Below are 19623 nucleotides of genomic sequence, written 5' to 3'. Positions count from 1 at the left end.
CTATTCGCCTCCACGGCCGTGAAATCCGGAATGGATTTCGGTCAATTCCTCAAGTCTGCCGTTATTAAAGTCATTGATATTGCTTGTCACAGAGGTACCCGCAGTCTTATATATCTTGATACCGGCCGCTCTAATTACCTCGGCGGCGTTTTCGCCGCAGCGCGGGGTAAGCAAAGCCTGGATACGGCTGTCGACTATTGCCTGAGCTGCCTTTATCCCGGCGCCACCTTGGCTTGACGCTGCCTGATTGCCGACAAAACGGCTTTCTTGATCCTCAGTATCATAGATCAAAAAATATGGAGCACGTCCAAAGGAAGCGCAAACACTGGCAGGGATGCATTGGTCTTCTACCGGTATGGCAATTTTCATTGGCTTTCCTCCTCGCTATCAACACTGACAAACCCTTTGCCACAGCGGTGTCTGTGGCAGCCGCCCCTTCCGCAAGCCTCGCCCAAACCGTCGCATAAGCGGTATTCCCCGCCCCCGATAAACAAAACCTTGCCATTCACCAGTGAATCCGCCAGTTTCTTTCTGGCTTCATTGTAAATACCCTGAACGGTGGTGCGGGCAATATTCATCTGGCCGGCGCATTCTTCCTGGGTTAATCCTTCCAAGTCGATAAGCCTGATGGTCTCATACTCGTCCACACCCATATTAATAAATCCCGCCGCCTTGGCCGTGCAGTCCAGAGGCCCAAAGCGATTGCTTTGCGGCAGACAACATACTTTTCTCCATTTCCGCGGTCTTGGCATATCATTCACCTCGATTAACGCAGGAATTAACCAGAGTTTCCTCTGGTATTCCCGCTGCTCGCTACATGGTCTCCATATACCTATCAATAGCTTCTAACCGGTTTTGCAGAACACATTTTTGTTCCTGCAGCAGTTCTTTATAGTTCTTTGCCGCAATATAACTACAATTCAATCGTCTGCCCGTGCGCTGACGCAGGCCGCGCCTACATCCCAATCCTTTTCCCAAGGCGGGACCGCCTTCCACAGCTTTCGCCCCACTACATAGGCCCAAGCCTCTGCTTGTCTTCGCTCCAAGTCCCATCGGGCCGGTTCTGTCTCCTCCCGGCATAACACACACCTCCTTTTGGTTTATGACATATGTCGCTTACAATTACATTATGAACCGGTTAATGACATATGTCAATAACTTTAGAAGTGCATTGCAATAAATAGGCCGACAATTTATGGAATCATTTTCCTGCATTGCCGGCACTTATGGGCTTTTTGTTATGCAAAATGTACTGCTTGAAAACAGCTTGGATTACAGAAATTTTAACTGCCTTTTAAACAGTTTAAAGTGAATAAGCAAATATTATAACCGCTAAATTCAGTATTGACTTGAGGCCTGAAACAGCGTTGCCGGATAAAACCTTTACTGCAAACATCTACTGTCTCCTATTTAACTTTTTTGGCAATACCGAAGTCCACTATGTTGACCTTCTGCAGATTGCTACGGTATCATGGACATTCCTAAAGCGAGATGCCCCCGCAAGGTCTTCTTAACCATCTCCACCTGATTCTCCTGACAATCAACCATAATAATGACTTCTGTGATTGCTTTGGACCGGCATGTAAATCGCTTCATTTTTCCCCACAGGTAGTCCAGCAGGCATCCCAGCAAAAAACCGGCTGCTAAACCTATAAGGCCCCAAATGATGGGACCCCATTCCCATATAAAGCCGTATATGACACCAAGCGTCATAAAAGCAGTACCCAGGATAAACCCTGCATCGGTCATGCTGATACCATCGGAATGGTGAATAGTGTCAAAAATCTCCCGGGGTTCTTCGCTCAGTTCCATCGGAAAGGCTAATATCTGCTCGTTCTTTAAGCCTTTTTCCAGCAGTTCTGTAACAGCCAGCTCGGTGTACAGTGAGTAGTTAAATGAAGCGACGATAAACAAGACTTCAGCCTCCTTGCCTGGGCAGCGGCTTCCTGGCGGCAGCATTTTGAAACTGGCTGCGCCAGTACTGGGCCTGTTCCATATCAAAAAGCTTATTGATTTCAATGGCATTAACATAAGCATCCCAGGCGGCAAAACCATAGAATGAAGGGATATTAATAAATAGCTGCCAGTCCAGGACGGTTTTGGCCTGTTGAAAATCGCCGACCGCAGTGTAACCGACAGCGATCAGGGCATTGGATTTAACAATGACAGCAGCTGACACCGCCATGAGAAATACCGCTTTTATCGTTTCGGCAGTATGCAGCTGGCCAATACCCGGGATCAACAAAGACCATGCCATAGCCACCCGGGGATTTCTTTTCTCCAGACCGTTCATCGATACCACGCCAAGATTAACAGGAGTAATTCTGGCGTTTTCCCTGTCAGCTAATACAGAAAACTTGTTGAACTCTACAGCGAGACGATAACTATCCCAAATAGAGAAAACCAGTATTCCGCAGTACAGCAGCATCCATTGCGTATCCAGGACTTCTTTGGCTTTTGCGAATTCACCGGTAAAGCTATATAAAATGGCCAGGTTAATGTGTGCCATTTGGTTTATAATGGCTTCTCCAGCAAATACGAAGATCCCTTTGGCCATGCTTCCGCAGGCCATATGCCCGAATCCGGGGAAGGTCAATGACCACCAGGCGATAACCCAGGGTTTCCTGAGGTGAAAACTATTTAGACTGTAGGAGGTCATATTAATTTTGGGACGGCGAATAATCTGGTTTGCAGGTTGGTTCATATAAGGTCCTCTTGCCAAATAGTACAGAGTTCCAATATTCCTATTTTGTAACATTTCCTGCTCAGATATGCACAATCCAATTGGGGTCAAGGATGAAAAGTCCGGCAATCACAAAACTTACATTTTCTTCAGGATACAGCCACAAGTTTCAGCATGATCCAAGACTATATAGTACGGCCTGTTTTCATCAACGAAGCACCGCCGGTTTTTCCCTCAAAAGCGATGCGGCGTTTTAAGTCCTTCATTAATTCGCCAAATTGAAGCAGATCGAGAGATTGGGCGCCATCGCACAGGGCCCGGGCCGGATCGTTGTGGGTCTCAATCATCAAGCCGTCAGCCCCTGCCGCGACCGCAGCCCTAGCCAGAGGGGCTACCAGACCCCTTATACCTGCCGCATGGCTGGGGTCCACAATAACCGGAAGATGGGATTTCTTTTTCAGCAGTGGAATAGCCGACAAATCCAATGTGTTTCGGGTGGCGGTCTCGAAGGTGCGAATTCCTCGCTCACAAAGGATAACCTGACTGTTTCCCGCTGATAGTATATATTCTGCGCTCATCAAAAGCTCTTCCAGGGTATTGGCCAGCCCTCTCTTCAGCAGCACCGGCTTATTAAACCGTCCTACCGCTCTCAGCAAATCGAAATTCTGCATATTCCGGGCCCCAACCTGGATAACATCGATTTCTTCGAATAAAGGCAGCTGGGTCTGATTCATTATTTCAGTCACAACCGGCAGCCCGGTCTCTTTTTTGGCCTTGAGCAGGAGGCGCAGCCCTTCCTCATGCAGCCCCGTGAAGGAATACGGTGAGGTGCGAGGTTTAAAGGCGCCGCCCCTCAACATGGCTGCGCCGCTGGCCTTGACCGATCTGGCCACTTCGATAATCTGGGCTTCACTCTCTACCGAGCATGGTCCCGCTATAATTTGAAACATGCCCTCGCCAATGATTGCGCCGCCGATATTTATCATGGTGTCTTCCGGATGTACGCTCCTGTTTACAGCTTTATACGGCTCAGTCACGCGTTTGCCATAATCTATAAAGTCATGGTTTTGAACCACCGCATCCATGTCTATGGCCGCCGTGTTGCCGATCAAACAGACCACCGTATGCTCGGTGCCAGTACTTAAGAATGTTTGGAAACCGCCTGACTCGATGTGCCGTTGAAAACGCTCAATGATTTCTTGAGGCACCTCAGGTTTTAATACAAATATCATTTACCTGCCTCCTGATTGTTATCTAAAATTTCTGACATTGCGGATGATAGCTTTGATTTTCACGTCGTCTTTCACGCCGTCGGTCTCCACCCCGCTGCTGACATCAACACCATAAGGACGGCACCTGCCGATGGCCTGTATAATGCTGCTCCCTTCCAATCCACCGGCCAGAATGAACGGCTTTTTTAGAGCAGGAATCATGGCGTAATCGAATGATTTCCCGCTGCCTCCGTATTGGTCTTTTTGGTAAGCATCCAGCAAGAGCAGATCACAGGGCAGTTGCTCGGCCTGCAGCACCTGCGCCGGGCTCTGTACCCGTACCGCCTTGATCAGCGGGCAGTCTATCTTATGCTTGAGCTCCTCCACATAGCCTTCATTTTCATCCCCATGCAGCTGAACCAGGTCTATGACTCGACTTGTGCAGAGATTTACTATTGAGCCCACCGGGGCATTGACAAAAACTCCCACTGCCTTAATGCGGCTATCAAGAGCGGCTTTCAGCCGGCCGGCCTGTTCCGCTGTCACCTGCCTCCTGCTAGGGCAGAACACGAACCCGATGTAGTCCGGCAGCCAGCGGTTTACAGACTCTATGTCTTCCCGCCGGGTCAAACCGCATATTTTTATTCTGGTCATCGGCCCTGACCCCGCAATTCTGTTAAAACGGCTTGCTTATCGGGACTGCGCATGAGCGTTTCCCCAATCAGGACGGCGTTGACTTTGACCTCCCGCATCATTGCCACATCAGCAGCAGTTTTTATTCCACTTTCCGCCACGAAGAGGATCTCTTTGGGCACCAGGCTGCGCAGCCTGACACTGTTGTTGATATCTACGCTAAAATCCTGAAGATTGCGGTTGTTTACCCCGATAACCCGGGATCCGGCGGCTAAAGCAGCCTCAACTTCCCATTCATCATGGACTTCTACCAGGGCGGACAGGCCGAGTTCATCACAGATAGACAGGTATTCTCGTGCGGTCTTCACATCCATAAGGCTCATGATAAGAAGAACCGCTGCGGCGCCCAGAACTTTGGCTTCAAAGACTTGATAAGCGTCAATGACGAAATCTTTGCGAAGCAGCGGGATGGAAACCGCATCCTTTATCTGCGCTAAATAGTCGTCCCGGCCCAAAAAGAACTGCGGTTCCGTAAGAACGGAAATGGCGTCTGCCCCAGCCGCCTCATAGTCTCTGGCAATCTGTAAATATGGAAAATCAGCCGCAATCACCCCCCGGGACGGCGAAGCCTTTTTGACTTCACAGATAAAACCGATATCCCGCTGCTGCAGGGCTTTTTCAAAAGGAAAACCGGTTGGCCTATTGATTTTCATAACTTCCTGTTTAACCTTTTCCAGGGGCAGCGCCGCTTTCTTGCCCTCGATTCTCTCTCTGGCCGCAGCCGCGATGGCATCCAAAATCATGGCGCCACCTGCCTGGTCAGGCGTCGAAATTCGTCCAGTTTCTCCGCGGCTTTTCCGCTGTCGATAATGTTTTCGGCCATATTAATGCAGTCCGCTACGCTGCAGTTGTCGATGCCCAGGTACAAAGCCATGGCCGAGTTCAAGACCACCACATCGCGCCTGGGTCCTCCTTCCCTGCCGGTTAGGATATCGGTGGTAATCCGCGCATTTTCTGCCGGGCTGCCACCCGCCAAATCATTCAGTGCGCAGCGCTTTAATCCGAATTGTTCCGGGGTAATCTCATATTGAGTCAACGTTCCATACCTTATTTCACATACATGGGTCTCGCCGGTCAGGGTGGCTTCATCCATCCCTTCTTGTCCGCTCACTACCAGCCCCCTGATTACACCAAGATTGGAAAGGACTTGAGCCAGGGGTTCAACCAGCTTGCGGTCGTACACCCCCATCAGCTGCATGGTGGCTCCGGCCGGGTTGGCCAGGGGGCCCAATACGTTGAAAATGGTGCGAACCCCCATTTCTTTACGGACCGGTGCGGCATATTTCATCGAGGTATGATAGAGCTGGGCAAACATGAAGCAGATGTTGCAGCTTTTTAGTACTTCCTCACTCTGTTCGGGCGTCAGGTTGAGGTTTATCCCCAGGCACTCCAGAACATCGGCCGCACCGCTCTGGCTGGATACCCCGCGGTTGCCGTGCTTTGCCACCGGTACACCCCCCGCCGCAGCCACAAAGGCGGAAGTGGTGGATATGTTAAAAGTATTGGTGCCGTCCCCGCCGGTCCCGACTATATCGATGCAATTGCGCACCGGGTTTATTCTCAGTCCTTTCTCACGCATCACGGTAGCACAGGCGGTGATTTCCTCGACAGTTTCGCCCTTCATCCTCAAGCCGGTCAGAATAGCGCCAATTTGGGCCTGGCTGGCAGTGCCGTCCATGATGGCGTGCATGACTGATTTGGCTGTGGCAAAATCAAGATCCCCGCCGTTTATCACTGTTTGGATGGCGTTTTTCATCATGTTATTCTCCTCCTATATTCTTAAAAAGTTGTCTAAGATTACATGCCCCAGTGGAGTCAGGATGGATTCTGGGTGAAACTGAACTCCGTAAAGCGGATATTCCCGGTGCTTTACGGCCATAACCTCACCGGCCTCATCTGTCGCGATCACCTGCAAAGGGCTGTCAACCGTCTTTTCCTGTGCTGCCAGCGAATGATAGCGCCCCGCCTCAATTTGCCGGGGAAGGCCTTGGAAGAGCAAACAGCTGTTGTCCAGAATGATGGTGCTCTTCTTGCCGTGCATCAAGCGTTTGGCATGAGTAATTTTGGCTCCGTAGACTTCGCAAATAGCTTGATGTCCCAGGCAAACCCCCAGAATAGGGATTCTTGCCGCCAGACAGCGGATCACGTCTTCGCAGATGCCGGCATCCACGGGGTAGCCAGGGCCGGGAGAAAGTATGAGATGAGAAGGGTTCAGGTTATCGACCTCAGATACGGTCAATTCGTCATTGCGGATTACCCTGATATCCGGATTGATGCCGCCGGCCAGCTGCACCAGGTTATAGGAGAAGCTGTCGTAGTTGTCTATCAGCAAAATCATAGCTCATCAACCTCCGCTGCCTGGCGTATGGCGTTAATCACCGCCAGGGCTTTATGGCCCGATTCTTCATACTCCTTCTCAGGTATGCTGTCAGCCACAATCCCTCCGCCCGCCTGCACATAGACCAGGTTGCCTTTCTTAACGGCCATGCGGATGGCGATACAGGTATCCATATTTCCGCTGAAATCGATATATCCCAGCGCACCCCCGTATATGCCCCGCGGTTCAGCTTCTAATTCTTCTATTATCTGGCAGGCTCTGATTTTGGGCGCCCCGGACAGGGTTCCGGCCGGCAATACGGCTTCAATGGCCTTGAATCCGTCATACCCGGGCAGGATATTGCTCTCTACCTGTGAGCAGATATGCATGATGGTTGAGTAGCGGTGCACCGCCAAATAATCTGTAAGCTGGACTGAGGAAAACTGTGATATTTTGCCCAGATCGTTGCGGCCCAGGTCAACCAGCATATTATGTTCCGCCAGTTCTTTTTCATCAGCCAGCAGCTCGTTTTCCAGGCGCTTGTCCTCTGCTGCGGTTCTTCCCCGGGGCCGGGAACCTGCTACCGGGAAAGTAGTAAGCCGCCCATTTTGCAGCCGCACCAGGGTTTCGGGGGAAGTGCTCATTATTTCATCGCCGTCCACATACAGGTAGACCATGTATGGCGATGGATTGGTGGTGCGCAGAACCCGGTAGGCGTTGAGCAGGCTGCTGTGGTAAGGAGCTGAAAACCGCCGGGAAATAACGGCCTGGAAGATATCCCCCTCATAAATGTATGTTTTGGCCCGCTCCACCATAGCGCAGTACTCACTTTTGCTGACATTGCAGGTAAAGTTAACTTTTCTCTCACTCTTTTGCCGGGGAAGCTTTTGCTCGGCACAGGTCAGACTGGCAATTGCCTCTAATTCTGCAACAGCCCGGCCGTAATTCTCCAGCAAATTATCGGTCCTTACATTGACGACAATACAGATTTTCTGCTTGAGATGATCATAGGCCACTACCTTGTCAAAGAGCATAAGATCAAAATCGTTGCAGTCGCCCCGCTTAATTGACAAGCTGGGCTCCGCGTAAGCGATCATGGCGTAAGCCCAATAGCCCACGAATCCCCCGGTAAAAGGCGGCATATCGGGAATCCGGGGAGATCGGTAGCCCTGCTGAATCACCCGTAATACCTCATAAGGATGATCGGTCTTGATTTCTCTAAACTCGCCATTGTTCTCGATAATAACCGCGTTTTCTTTACAGGACACCCTCATTACCGGGTCGAAGCCCACAAAAGAATAACGTCCCCATTTTTCACCTCCTTCTATACTCTCCAACAGGAAATAGCGCTTGCTTATGCCGGAGACTTTTCTGAGCAATGCAATTGGAGTAATAACATCCGCGTAGATTTCCCGGCAAATCGGGATAATACTGTATTCACCGGCCAGAGACTGAACACTCTCCAAGTCAGGTCTGATCATCAGCTTCACCTCATTTCATGGTTTGAACATCCAGGTCAAAAACAGGCTGGGCCAAGGCATAAAAAAAGCTCTTATCCCTAAAAGGGACAAAAGCTCAAACTTCTGCGGTGCCACCCTGATTGGCGATAAATCGCCCGCTCATTTTGCATACCATCATATGCACCCCACTGATAACGGACAGGGTTCCCGTCGGCGTCTACTCCCATCGTTTCGAGCCGCCCTCGCAAGTCCATTCAGTATATTCCGGCATACCGCATTTCCACCGGCAGCGGCTCTCTGTAACGCTTTCTTAAACCTACTTCTCTTGCTCATCGGTTTATGCTTGTCGTGAATAAACAGATTTTATCATCTATCTGTTATTGCGTCAATGATTTGGATTATATTTGGGTTTGGCAAGCGGGACGGTTTTGAAACCCATACCAGGAAAAATACACGCTGCCAGGCAGGGAATAATACTGCTGCCCTGTTTAAGGCAGAATTTCGCCTGACCCTTAAGGTCCAAACCGCAGTGTACTCGGGTGAAAACTATCTTGCCGCCACAACCTGTTTGCGATGGCAATCTCGGCAGCAACCCATCGCCCCCCCAAATTTAACCGCTGAGGAGTTTTGCCCTCTAAAAACTAAATAGGTTCCAATTTGTTTTCCGGTTTTCCGGCTTCAATCAACACCTTATTGCCTAACATGAAAAAACCTTCCACAAGTATTAATAGGCCGGTTCCCAGCAAGAGCCATTCGATTCTGATCATGTCGGCTGCCGGTCCATACACCAGCATAGCCAGAGGCATAATGGAGCTGGATATCATATTTAAAACACTGAATACCCTCCCCAAAAAATCTGTTTCCACCTTCTCTTGCAGTAATACGATGAAGGGGGTGTTGAACATGGGCAGAACCATGCCGACCATCCCCATAATAGCAAGGTAAATCCAAAATATAGGGACAATTCCCAGTGCAAAGGTGCCTACTGCGATGACCACAACTGAGGTTATCATAGTGTGAAGTCGGTTTTTGAAACCGCCCCAGGCGGCGATGATTATGCCCCCTGCCATCATCCCGACAGAAAAGGCCACCTCAATGGCAGTCAGACGCCAGACCTCGGCCCCGAAGCTGCGTGTTACCTGCAGCGGGGTCAAAAATGATAACGGGGCCGCCAATATAAAAAATATCCCGCAAAATATAAAAAGGGTTCTTATAAACCCGTGATTGCTGATGTACCTGAGGCCTTGTTGCATATCGCCAAAATAGCTGATGTCAGACTTCTGAAGCGCTTTGGCATGGAGTTTGACATTCAGCAAAGATAATATAAAGACCGCTATTGCCGCTGTTACTACGTCGATAAAAAATATGGCTTCGATGGTAGCCAGAGTCAAAAGCGCTCCGCTGAGCAGAGGCGAAACCAGGAAAACCAGAGATTGAATGCTGCTGTTTACCCCGTTCACTCTGGTAAGCATGTCCTCAGGGACTAAATCGGGAAGAATTGCTCCCAGCGCAGGGGTCTGAATACCGGTACCGATGGAGCGTATAGCAGATGCTACAAAAAGCAGCCATATCGAACCGTGGCCCATGATAAACAGAATTGCTAAAATCAATGTAGTTATCGCTGTTAAAGAATCTGAGGCTATAATGAGCAGCTTGCGATTATAGCGATCGGCCCATACCCCGGCAAACGGGGAAATAAAAAAAGTGGGTACAAATCCGCAAATAATAGCGACAGTCATCATCACACCGGATTGGGTCTGCAAAGTGATGTACCAGGTTATAGCATACTGAACCAGCATCGATCCAAACAATGATATATTCTGGCTGGCTAAAAATGTAACAATGTTCTTTTTCCAATTATTGTGCATGTATAAAAACAACTTCTCCTTTAGCTTTTAATTACCCAATCATCAGTTGAAAAATCCGCTCGGGCTATCTTTCCTTATGAGCAATCATACTACAAAAGCCAACTGTAGGCTTTATTTTAATAATCGGAAATATCAGTAACGACATGGCTATAGTGCCATACAGTTTTTTTTACCTTGTCTTATCCATGCTGTTAAAGGACTATATAGTTTGTCAGATTGGCCTATAGATTAATTTGTTAATTAATGCCTTAATGGAGAATATATATGTAGTGGAAAAAACCTGGTACTTATGGGAAAGAAAAGCTCAACAAATAATACTTTTAATTAATCTGGTTACAATATTTGCATCCCCTGGATCCCTATTTTCAGGGTGTTCTAATTATAAATTTACATATTATGGTGTATGAAATAGACTGGGTTTATAGGATGTCGTTTTCAGAGTGGAATGTGGCCGATATTAAAAAGGGGGCATGTGGTCTTGAAAAAAGTTGTAATTTTAGGGACTCTTGATACCAAGGGCGCGGAATTCAAGTTTATCAAAGACATCATTGAATCCCAAGGTGTACAAGCGCTGGTTGTCAACGCCGGAGTGCTGGGTATCCCCCACTTTAAACCGGATATATCCAACAACATAGTTGCCGAAGCTGGCGGTACGGAACTGGCCGAACTTATCGCAGCCAATGACAGAGGCCGGGCTGTGGATGTGATGATGAAAGGCAGTGCGAAAGTCGTCTCCGAGCTGGAAAAACAAGATATGATCGCGGGCATAATAAGTCTGGGCGGAACCGCCGGCACCACCATCGGCACCCATGCCATGCAAGCATTGCCGGTGGGAATCCCCAAACTGATGGTTTCAACGGTTGCCTCCGGAGATACCAGGCCTTATGTGGGAAACAAAGACATCACTATGATGTACTCCGTGGTAGACATCTCCGGGATAAATTCGATATCCTCAAAAATCCTGGCCAACGCCGCCTTTGCCATTGCCGGCATGGCAAAAGGGGTTACTCCGGTCCTGGAGCATGAAAAGCCCCTCCTGGCAGCCACCATGTTTGGGGTGACAACGCCCTGCGTTACTGCAGCTCGTGAATACTTGGAGTCAAAAGGCTACGAAGTACTGGTTTTCCATGCTACCGGAGCTGGCGGAGGATCGATGGAAGCCTTAATAACTGCCGGCTTTATAAAAGGCGTATTGGATATCACCACTACAGAATGGTGTGATGAACTGGTGGGCGGGGTCTTTAGCGCAGGTCCCCATAGACTGGAAGCGGCAGCACAGATGGGAATTCCTCAGGTGGTCTCAACAGGTGCACTGGATATGGTCAATTTTGGTCCTATGGATACGGTTCCAGCACAGTTCAAGGACAGGAAGCTCTATAAACATAATGCCACGGTTACTTTAATGCGTACCACGGTTGATGAAAACCGGCAGTTGGGCCTGATTATCGCTGACAAGCTGAACATGACCACCGGAGCAACCGCGCTGTTTTTACCGCTGAAAGGGGTTTCACTGATTGATGCCGAAGGTCAGCCTTTCTATGGCCCTGAAGAAGACCGGGCTCTGTTTGATGCCCTGAGAGACAACATAAATCAGGATAAAGTTGAGTTGATAGAGATGGACAATAATATCAATGATGAAGCATTTGCTCTGGCGATGGCTAAGAAACTGGTTGATATGCTGGAAAAATAATCAAAGGGGGTCTTCATGCTGTGGCGTGGACTATAGAAAAAGTGCGGGCAAGGCTGCAAGAACAGATTAAAGCCGGCCGGCCGCTGATAGGCGCAGGTGCCGGAACCGGCATTTCTGCCAAATCGGCCGAAGCTGGCGGTGTGGATATGATCATAATTTACAATTCAGGCCGCTATAGAATGGCCGGTAGGGGTTCCCTGGCCGGGCTGATGCCTTATGGAGACGCCAATCAAGTTGTGGTGGAAATGGCCCGGGAGGTGCTGACCATCGTAAAGGATACTCCTGTTCTAGCCGGGGTATGCGGCACAGATCCTTTCCGGGACATGGAATATTTCCTGAGGCAATTAAAGGATATGGGCTTTGCCGGGGTGCAGAATTTCCCTACAGTAGGCTTGATCGACGGGAAGTTCAGGGCCAACCTCGAAGAAACCGGCATGGGTTATGGACTGGAAATTGAAATGATCGGCAAAGCACATGAGGTTGGATTATTCACCACCCCCTATGTGTTCGATGAAGAAGATGCCAGGAAGATGGCCCAGGCAGGTGCGGATGTGCTGGTTGCTCACATGGGTTTGACCAGCAAAGGCACTATCGGGGCCGAGACTGCTATGGATCTGGATGAGGCGGTTAAGCGGGTGCAGGCCATTCATGATGCCGGAAAATCTGTTAATCCTGACATCATGGTCATCTGTCACGGCGGTCCCATAGCCGAACCGGCGGATGCGCAATATGTCCTGAGTCACACCCGGGGAGTGGATGGTTTCTTTGGTGCTTCCAGCATCGAAAGGCTTCCCACCGAAACAGCGATCAAGAACCAGACTATTGCATTCAAAAACATAAGATTGGGTCAATAGGGTAAACGAAACGGAAATCCCAAGCATAAGGCTTGAAGGGGCTGAATCCCAAATGTCATGGGAATCAGCCCCTTTATGGCAATAAATGATATAAAGAATTTTTCGCAGCATTCATTAATGTGCGGTTAATCAGCTTCCGGTTTGTACCGCCACCAGACTGACCGCACCATATTTTTCCCTTAACCGGGGTTTTTCAATTTTGCCGGTGGGATTGCGCGGAACCTCATCAAAGATTATGGCACGCGGGCGTTTGTAACGCGGCATGGGAGCGCAAAATGCCCGGATGTCTTCCTCGCTGTACTCGCAGCCCGGTTTGAGTTCGATGATGGCGGCCGAAATCTCACCGAGACGCTTATCAGGCAGGCCGATTACCGCAACATCTTTTATTGCCGGGTGGGCGCGCAGGAAATCCTCTACCTGTACCGGATAAATATTTTCCCCTCCGCTGATGATGACATCTTTTTTGCGGTCTACCAGATAAATAAAGCCGTCTTCATCCATGCGGGCCATGTCGCCGGTAAACAGCCAGCCATCCCGTAATACAGTTGCGGTGGCTTCAGGATCCTTGTAGTAGCATTTCATCAGACCAGGCCCCCTGACCACCAGTTCTCCAACCTGGCCTTGTTCTACCGAACATCCGTCCTCATCGGCGATCTTGGCCTCCCAGCTATAGCCTTGAGTTCCGATAGCCCCGACTTTATGGATATTCTCCACTCCTAAATGAACACATCCGGGCCCGATAGCCTCGCTCAGTCCATAGTTGGTATCGTAGAGATGCTGAGGGAAGTACTGCTTCCAGCGCCGAATCAAGCTGGGCGGAACCGGTTGGGCGCCGATATGCATCAGCCGCCACTGCGAAAGGTTATAATCTTCCAGCGTCAAGTCGCCTCTCTCGATGGCGTCCAGGATGTCTTGCGCCCAGGGAACCAGGAGCCAGACGATGGTGATGTGTTCTTCGGAAACGGTTTTGAGGATCCATTCCGGTTTTACGCCGCGGAGCAAAACCGCTTTGCTCCCTGCCACCAGGCTGCCAAACCAGTGCATCTTGGCGCCGGTATGGTAGAGGGGCGGAATGCACAGAAAATTGTCCTCACGATTTTGGCCGTGATGATGCTGTTCAGTGATAGCCGATGACAGCAGACTGTAATGGGTGTGCAAAATGGCTTTGGGAAATCCGGTGGTCCCTGAGGAGAAGTAGATCACCGCATCATCCTGGTCATTGATTTCGATCTCAGGATCATCCGAGCAGCAGTTGGCAGTCAGACGGTCATAATTCTCAGCGAAGCTGGGACGATTCTCCCCTGCAAAGAGGAGGGTTTTCACCTGGGGGATTTGATTGTATATGCTTTCAACCCGGCCGATGAATTCCGGTCCGAAAACCAGGGCAATGGAATCGGATAAATCCAGGCAATACTTGATTTCCTCAGCGGTGTAGCGGAAATTCAGGGGAACTGCGATAGCCCCGCTCTTCAGAATACCGAAATAAATGGGCAGCCATTCCAGACAATTCATAAGAAGTATGGCTACCTTATCACCTTTTTTGATTCCCCTCTTGAGCAGCAGATTGGCCATTCGATTGGCTTTTTCGTTGAAAACCTTCCAGGTCATGTCCCTGCGGTATTCCCCTGCCGGACTGTTTTCAATCAGTTCATACTCCAGCCAGGTGACATTGTGGCTTTCTTGGAGATCCATATTAATTTCGGTCAGACACAGTTCTGAGCCATAAATCGCAGCATTACGAGTTAAAAAATCCATTATGGGCATTTTATATTTTCCTCCCGTTCTACCGTACAACCATATAAAATGATATAAACAGCCGTACTTCAGAATAATTCCTATGACTATACAAAATTATAAAGCGACTGACATAGTTAATCAACCATCAAGTCCCCATTAGCCGTTCTGTTTGGGCAAGATATAATTCTGCATCGACATCATAAGGCCGCCTGGGCTAAAAGACGATGTTTCACCGCAACTTGTGCAGCCGCTGCATTGATATTGCATTCACCTGACGAGCTGCTTCGTAATAATTCTGAAGTGAATCAAAAAATAACACAAGGAAAGCGTCCTCCGGTATCATTCCTTGCCGTTCCAGCAGTAGGTGCAGATCTTATCCCGGCCTATTCCGATGGCATCAAGCATATCCGGCAGGTTCTGATATTCCAGCGACGAGAAGTTGAGCCGTTCGCTGATGCAATTTACCATGCGGTGGTACTTTTCGTGGGCCGGATCACAGTAGTCATCAAGATTCTCCGGCTCCCGGCCTTCAAGTTCAATAATAGCCCGTCTGGCGGCCAGATCCATTTCCGAGCGGGAAGTCGAGAAGTTTAAATATTTACAGCCGAAAACCAGCGGCGGGCAGGCCGGCCGGATATGAACCTCGCGAGCATCGCATTTGTACAGAAGATCTACCGTCTCCCCCAGCTGGGTGCCGCGTACTATGGAATCATCGCAAAAGAGCAGGCGCTTATTCGCGACCAATTCCGGAACAGGCATAAGCTTCATTTTGGCAACCAGGTTTCTTATATCCTGATCCTGAGGCATAAAACTCCTGGACCATGTAGGTGTATATTTAATAAAAGGCCGTCCAAACGGTACTTTGGCCTGGTTGGAGTAACCGATGGCGTGTCCGATACCTGAATCAGGAATTCCCGCCACCATATCTATTTCCACCTGGTCGTTTTTCGCCATGGCCGCACCGTTTCGGTACCGCATAACCTCCACATTCATTCCCTCGTAGGTTGAGGAGGGATAGCCATAATACACCCATAGAAAGGCGCAGATTTTCATTTTATCCCCGGCAGGAACGATTTTTTCAATACCATCGGGGGTTATGAGCACAATTTCTCCCGGCCCCAGCTCGTATTTAAACCTGTAGCCGAGATTGGTAAAGGTGCAGGATTCAAAGGAAATACAATAAGCTCCTTCCTTTTCGCCGATTACCAAAGGCGTTCTGCCAAGTTTATCCCGTGAGGCGTAAATCCCCTCAGGGGTCAAAAGCAGAATTGAACAGGAGCCGTCAATCAATTCCTGTGCTTTCAGCAGGCCGTCCTTAAAAGAACTCTCCTGGTCTATGATTACCGATACAAGTTCGGTAGGATTAATAGTGCCTTTACTAGTTTCCAGAAAATGCATATTTCGGCCGGTGAAAGCCTTATCCGCCAATTCATCCAAATTGTTGATTTTGCCTACTGTGGTCAGCGCATAATGACCGAGATGTGAACGCACCGTCAATGGCTGAGGTTCGGTGTCGCTTATACATCCTATACCCATGTTCCCGCTTATATTGGGCAAATCAGATTCAAATTTTGCTCTGAACTGAGTATTTTCAATGTTGTGTATTAGACTGTTAAAATTATTACCGCTCCAAATGGCCATCCCAGCCCTGCTGGTTCCCAGATGTGAATGATAATCGGTACCAAAATATACATCGGTGACGCAATCTTCTTTAGATACAACCCCAAAAACCCCGCTCAAAGTAATTACACCCCTCTTTATATATTTACACAATATTTGTTGACGCCAATAAGAATACCCTTTTAATATAACAAATCTCGAACACTTTCGCTCAGGTGCCTAGAGAATATTTTTTAGTGAGTAGTTCTTAGCCCGAGATATGGGTAAACCGTTCATAACTGGTAAGTCTAGCTATATTACCTGAACAGTGTTAAATTATCGATTCTGCCATTATCCTCCTGCATATGGCAAGTTTTCATACAGCGGTGGTATAATGAGAATGATTTTGCAAATTAAATCTAATTCGAGGAGCAAGTATTATATGACAGAATCGGATACGCCAAAAAGAATGAACAAAAAGCATATTTTTATTACAATAGGTGTTTTAATGCTGGCGTTGATTTTACTAGGTGGAACCTACGTTTATTGGCAGCTTAACAAAATAACCTATACGGCCATGGATAAAAGTAATGAGGCCCTGGGAATCAATCCGGAAGTACAGGAGACCTCTATAATTAGGGAATATCCGCCATTGAATATCGCTCTTTTTGGAATTGATCAGGAAAATCTTGATGACCCGGGCAGGGCGGATGTAATCATGATCCTTTCGATAGATAAAAGAAACCATGCCATCAAATTGTCTTCCATTATGCGGGACACTTATGTCAATATCCCCGGCCACGGGATGGATAAGATCAATCATGCTTTCGTTTTTGGCGGACCGCCATTGATTATTCAGACCATTAACAGCAATTTCGATCTAGATATCAGAGATTATGCATTCGTATCATTTGACAGTATGGCAAAGATAGTAGATTACTTGGGTGGAGTAGATATCAATGTTTTGGAAGAAGAAGTGTCCCGTGTTGAAGGGCTTACAGAAGCGGGACGGCAACATTTGAACGGTCAGCAAGCGGTAGATTACGCGCGAATCAGGTATGTAGGCAACGGTGATTACGAACGAACCGAGCGCCAGCGAAGCGTGCTTACAGAAGTGATTTATAAAGTCCAGGTAATAGACCACAATGAAGTACCCGGGTTAGTCTCCGAGTTACTGCCCTACATCGTCACCAGTTTTAGCAAAACCGATCTCATAAAAATGGGAGTAGATGCATTGACTTCCAATCTTACAAGCGTCCAACGAACTCGGATTCCTCTTGATTCAGCCTGCGAAGGTAAGACAATCAACGGCGTTTATTATTTGGTCCCCGATTTGCCGGCTAATACGGCTGCTTTGCATGATTTTATTGATAATAGATAAGACCATATAAACTGGCTACGTCCTAATGATTCTTCTAAATTCGTGCAGCTACCTTCTCCGACATACTCAAACAAGTAGTCAACTTGCCACCATAAACATGAATCAATTTGACTTTTCCTTTACTGATTACATCGATTTTGTAATCCCTGCTCATAGTAGTAGCATCTGAGTCAGCATTCTTAATTCTTACCAGAGGCCTTATGCCCAGAAAAGTATCACAAATATTATCCTGACTAACCGGCTCTTGTAAATAGTGATTGGCACAATCCAACAAGTACTTCACATCGGCATCCTGTATTTGCACATCGTCACAGGAATCTCGCTCCATCCTTTCGGTTGTCCCGATAATAGTTCTTCCCTCCGCCCAAGGGATCATGAAAAATATTCGCCGGTTGTACGTCTGCAAAAACATACAGTCCGGAACTAATGTTCGGTTAAGAACGATATGTACCCCGCTCACCTTGCTGATCCGATAGTTATGCGGCAAACGATATTTTACATTCACTTCGTCAATCCAAGGACCGGTAGCGTTAATAAGCAAAGGGGCCCCTACCTTATGTTCTCCTCTGCTATTCTTGTACATGATCTTAATTAACTTATCATCGATATTAATGGAAAACACCTGACAATTTTCCCGGATATCACAACCAAAACCGACAGCATCTCGGGCCATCTTGCGAGTCATTTCTAAGTCATTCGTTTTACCATCGTAATATAAATAAACCCGACGTAACCCCCTTGATTTAATCCCTACAAACCTGTTTAAAAAATCAGTATTACTTATGTGCCTGCAATGGTACTTCGTTTGACAAGAAAGAAGATCATAAAGCCCCAATCCCGCACGGATTATCCACCAAGGTCGCAAGCTATCATTGTATACTGGTAAATAAAAAGGCACCATCTCAACCAGATCAGGATAAAGTTCAAAAAGTCTTTTTCTATCCTTGAGAGATTCTTGAACCAAACCAACCCTTCCGGTCTCCAGATACCTTAATCCACCATGAATAAGCTTGGAGCTGTTTGATGAGGTGCCACTACCTACGGTGTGTCTTTCCAAAATACACACCTTTTTTCCATTCTGAGAAAGCAGTCTGGCTATAGCACAACCATTTATGCCTCCCCCCATGATAACAATATCAAACTGTTCCCACATTTTTATGTACCTCATATATAATGTTCACCACAATTATCCTAAACCCGATGACAAATTGAAAATTGTCTTCTTTGCTTCATTATCTCCAGAGCAAACTCCTGGCTTCAACTATAATTTTATATCTTGAGTTTTTCTTAATTTAGTTTAGTAATTGTATCGTAATTTTCATCGAAATCAGTACCAGTTTTCGACGTTGTATATAACCAGCAGGGCTTTTGGCCAATTTCATGATGGCTTTTAATCACCACCTTACGTCGTTCTAGTTCCAGTATCACAGTTGAGAATCCTATCTAGATAATAATTCATATAAACAAGGGACCTTTATCCCCAATTATAGTAGATATATTGACAAATTGGTAATCGCAGGATATAGTTGATGTAAAGTAGATAGAAGTAAAAAGGCAAACCTGTCGAAAGACAGGGACGCAAAGCTACGGGCCTAAAGTCGCAAGACCATGGCCGCCGGGTTGCCAAAAATACTGTTCTTATATTTCCTGCCCGGCAACTTATCCGAGCAGGTTTTTTACATAGACGAGGACGGCAGGGATAGATCACTTACCGATAAAGGCAAACCTGTTGAAAAGCAGGGACGCAAAGCCATGGGTCTAAGGACAGATCAGTCTATGATAGCCAGGCTACCGAAAAGGAGGATTCATGTACCTGCCTTTTCCAACGGGCCGTCCAACACAAATAAGAAAGGGGCGGTCCATTTGTTTACTAAGAAACGTCATATCATAGCGCTGACTGTCTGTCTGTTATTCTTCTTTTCCATCCAATTATCATCTACTTCGGCCAAAACCATTAAATCCAATGCTGATTCCAAGGCGGTAGCAGCAGCGAAAGCTGCCCTAGCTGATGAAAGGACCTTGAATCCGATTGAAGGCGAAGATTCAAACGTGGTTGCAATGGCGCAAAATATAGTTGATGAGGTTTCTCCCGGGGTCGAAGTAACTATATCCAAATCGTCTAACCGTCAA

The 19623-nt window shown here is 47.8% G+C and carries 19 protein-coding genes, 2 riboswitches and 1 other annotated feature; of the genes, 4 read left to right on the top strand and 15 right to left on the bottom strand.

Features of this window, described 5'->3' with window-relative positions:
• The 12 genes from B2633_RS01285 to B2633_RS01230 form a co-directional block, all read right to left on the bottom strand.
• Positions 1–369 (bottom strand): NifB/NifX family molybdenum-iron cluster-binding protein, encoded by a 369-nt coding sequence (locus B2633_RS01285; RefSeq protein ID WP_483168737.1) that lies wholly within the window; start codon positions 367–369, stop codon positions 1–3.
• Positions 366–752 (bottom strand): DUF134 domain-containing protein, encoded by a 387-nt coding sequence (locus B2633_RS01280; protein WP_483168736.1) that lies wholly within the window; start codon positions 750–752, stop codon positions 366–368. The genes B2633_RS01285 and B2633_RS01280 overlap by 4 nt, the downstream gene beginning before the upstream one ends.
• Positions 753–813: 61 nt before the next feature.
• Positions 814–1080, bottom strand: a complete 267-nt coding sequence (locus B2633_RS01275; protein WP_483168735.1) for a DUF5320 domain-containing protein — start codon at positions 1078–1080, stop codon at positions 814–816.
• A 381-nt stretch (positions 1081–1461) separates the two neighbouring features.
• Entirely contained in the window at positions 1462–1914 is a 453-nt protein-coding gene (locus tag B2633_RS01270) for a hypothetical protein (RefSeq protein ID WP_483168734.1), read from the bottom strand.
• A gap of 4 nt (positions 1915–1918) precedes the next feature.
• Positions 1919–2704, bottom strand: coding sequence for a hypothetical protein (locus B2633_RS01265; protein ID WP_483168732.1), 786 nt, complete (start codon positions 2702–2704; stop codon positions 1919–1921).
• A 164-nt stretch (positions 2705–2868) separates the two neighbouring features.
• Positions 2869–3915 (bottom strand): 3-deoxy-7-phosphoheptulonate synthase, encoded by a 1047-nt coding sequence (aroF, locus tag B2633_RS01260; protein ID WP_483168730.1) that lies wholly within the window; start codon positions 3913–3915, stop codon positions 2869–2871.
• 18 nt (positions 3916–3933) lie between these two features.
• Positions 3934–4548 (bottom strand): phosphoribosylanthranilate isomerase, encoded by a 615-nt coding sequence (locus B2633_RS01255; RefSeq protein WP_483168728.1) that lies wholly within the window; start codon positions 4546–4548, stop codon positions 3934–3936.
• Positions 4545–5330 (bottom strand): indole-3-glycerol phosphate synthase TrpC, encoded by a 786-nt coding sequence (trpC, locus tag B2633_RS01250; protein ID WP_483168727.1) that lies wholly within the window; start codon positions 5328–5330, stop codon positions 4545–4547. Before trpC ends, B2633_RS01255 begins: the two co-directional genes overlap by 4 nt.
• Positions 5327–6346, bottom strand: a complete 1020-nt coding sequence (gene trpD, locus B2633_RS01245; protein WP_483168726.1) for an anthranilate phosphoribosyltransferase — start codon at positions 6344–6346, stop codon at positions 5327–5329. Before trpD ends, trpC begins: the two co-directional genes overlap by 4 nt.
• Before the next feature lie 12 nt (positions 6347–6358).
• Complete coding sequence (locus tag B2633_RS01240) at positions 6359–6925, bottom strand: anthranilate synthase component II (RefSeq protein WP_483168725.1); 567 nt, start codon at positions 6923–6925, stop codon at positions 6359–6361.
• Entirely contained in the window at positions 6922–8385 is a 1464-nt protein-coding gene (locus tag B2633_RS01235; RefSeq protein WP_483168723.1) for an anthranilate synthase component I family protein, read from the bottom strand. Before B2633_RS01235 ends, B2633_RS01240 begins: the two co-directional genes overlap by 4 nt.
• A gap of 79 nt (positions 8386–8464) precedes the next feature.
• Positions 8465–8706 (bottom strand) — a binding site (T-box leader).
• A 299-nt stretch (positions 8707–9005) separates the two neighbouring features.
• Positions 9006–10232 carry an MFS transporter gene (locus B2633_RS01230; RefSeq protein ID WP_483168722.1) on the bottom strand — a complete coding sequence of 409 codons (1227 nt, stop codon included), beginning with the start codon at positions 10230–10232 and terminating at the stop codon, positions 9006–9008.
• 478 nt (positions 10233–10710) lie between these two features.
• Here B2633_RS01230 and B2633_RS01225 point away from each other — a divergent pair, with 478 nt between their 5' ends.
• Positions 10711–11922 (top strand): Tm-1-like ATP-binding domain-containing protein, encoded by a 1212-nt coding sequence (locus tag B2633_RS01225; protein WP_483168720.1) that lies wholly within the window; start codon positions 10711–10713, stop codon positions 11920–11922.
• Between the two features lie 20 nt (positions 11923–11942).
• Positions 11943–12776, top strand: coding sequence for a phosphoenolpyruvate hydrolase family protein (locus B2633_RS01220; RefSeq protein WP_483168719.1), 834 nt, complete (start codon positions 11943–11945; stop codon positions 12774–12776).
• Positions 12777–12905: 129 nt separating this feature from the next.
• Here B2633_RS01220 and B2633_RS01215 read toward each other — a convergent pair whose 3' ends face one another.
• Complete coding sequence (locus tag B2633_RS01215; RefSeq protein WP_483168717.1) at positions 12906–14540, bottom strand: class I adenylate-forming enzyme family protein; 1635 nt, start codon at positions 14538–14540, stop codon at positions 12906–12908.
• Positions 14541–14852: 312 nt separating this feature from the next.
• On the bottom strand, positions 14853–16253 hold the full coding sequence (locus B2633_RS01210; RefSeq protein ID WP_483168716.1) for an amidophosphoribosyltransferase: 1401 nt from the start codon (positions 16251–16253) through the stop codon (positions 14853–14855).
• 259 nt (positions 16254–16512) lie between these two features.
• On the opposite strand from B2633_RS01210, the gene B2633_RS01205 reads away from it, so the two are divergent.
• Positions 16513–17493, top strand: a complete 981-nt coding sequence (locus B2633_RS01205) for an LCP family protein (protein WP_483168715.1) — start codon at positions 16513–16515, stop codon at positions 17491–17493.
• A 34-nt stretch (positions 17494–17527) separates the two neighbouring features.
• Here B2633_RS01205 and B2633_RS01200 read toward each other — a convergent pair whose 3' ends face one another.
• On the bottom strand, positions 17528–18646 hold the full coding sequence (locus B2633_RS01200) for a glycerol-3-phosphate dehydrogenase/oxidase (RefSeq protein WP_481038849.1): 1119 nt from the start codon (positions 18644–18646) through the stop codon (positions 17528–17530).
• Between the two features lie 390 nt (positions 18647–19036).
• A riboswitch (cyclic di-GMP riboswitch) is annotated at positions 19037–19121 on the top strand.
• Positions 19122–19202: 81 nt separating this feature from the next.
• A riboswitch (cyclic di-GMP riboswitch) is annotated at positions 19203–19289 on the top strand.
• 67 nt (positions 19290–19356) lie between these two features.
• Here B2633_RS01200 and B2633_RS01195 point away from each other — a divergent pair.
• Positions 19357–19623 (top strand): hypothetical protein (locus B2633_RS01195; protein ID WP_483168714.1); only part of this gene is annotated, 267 nt, incomplete at its 3' end.

It is taken from the genome of Syntrophomonas sp. UBA1041, assembly GCF_002316705.1.
Classification (GTDB): Bacteria; Bacillota; Syntrophomonadia; order Syntrophomonadales; family Syntrophomonadaceae; genus DTU019.
The sequence above is the reverse complement of the archived record's forward strand: the minus strand, read 5'-3'. Positions and strand labels throughout refer to the sequence as shown.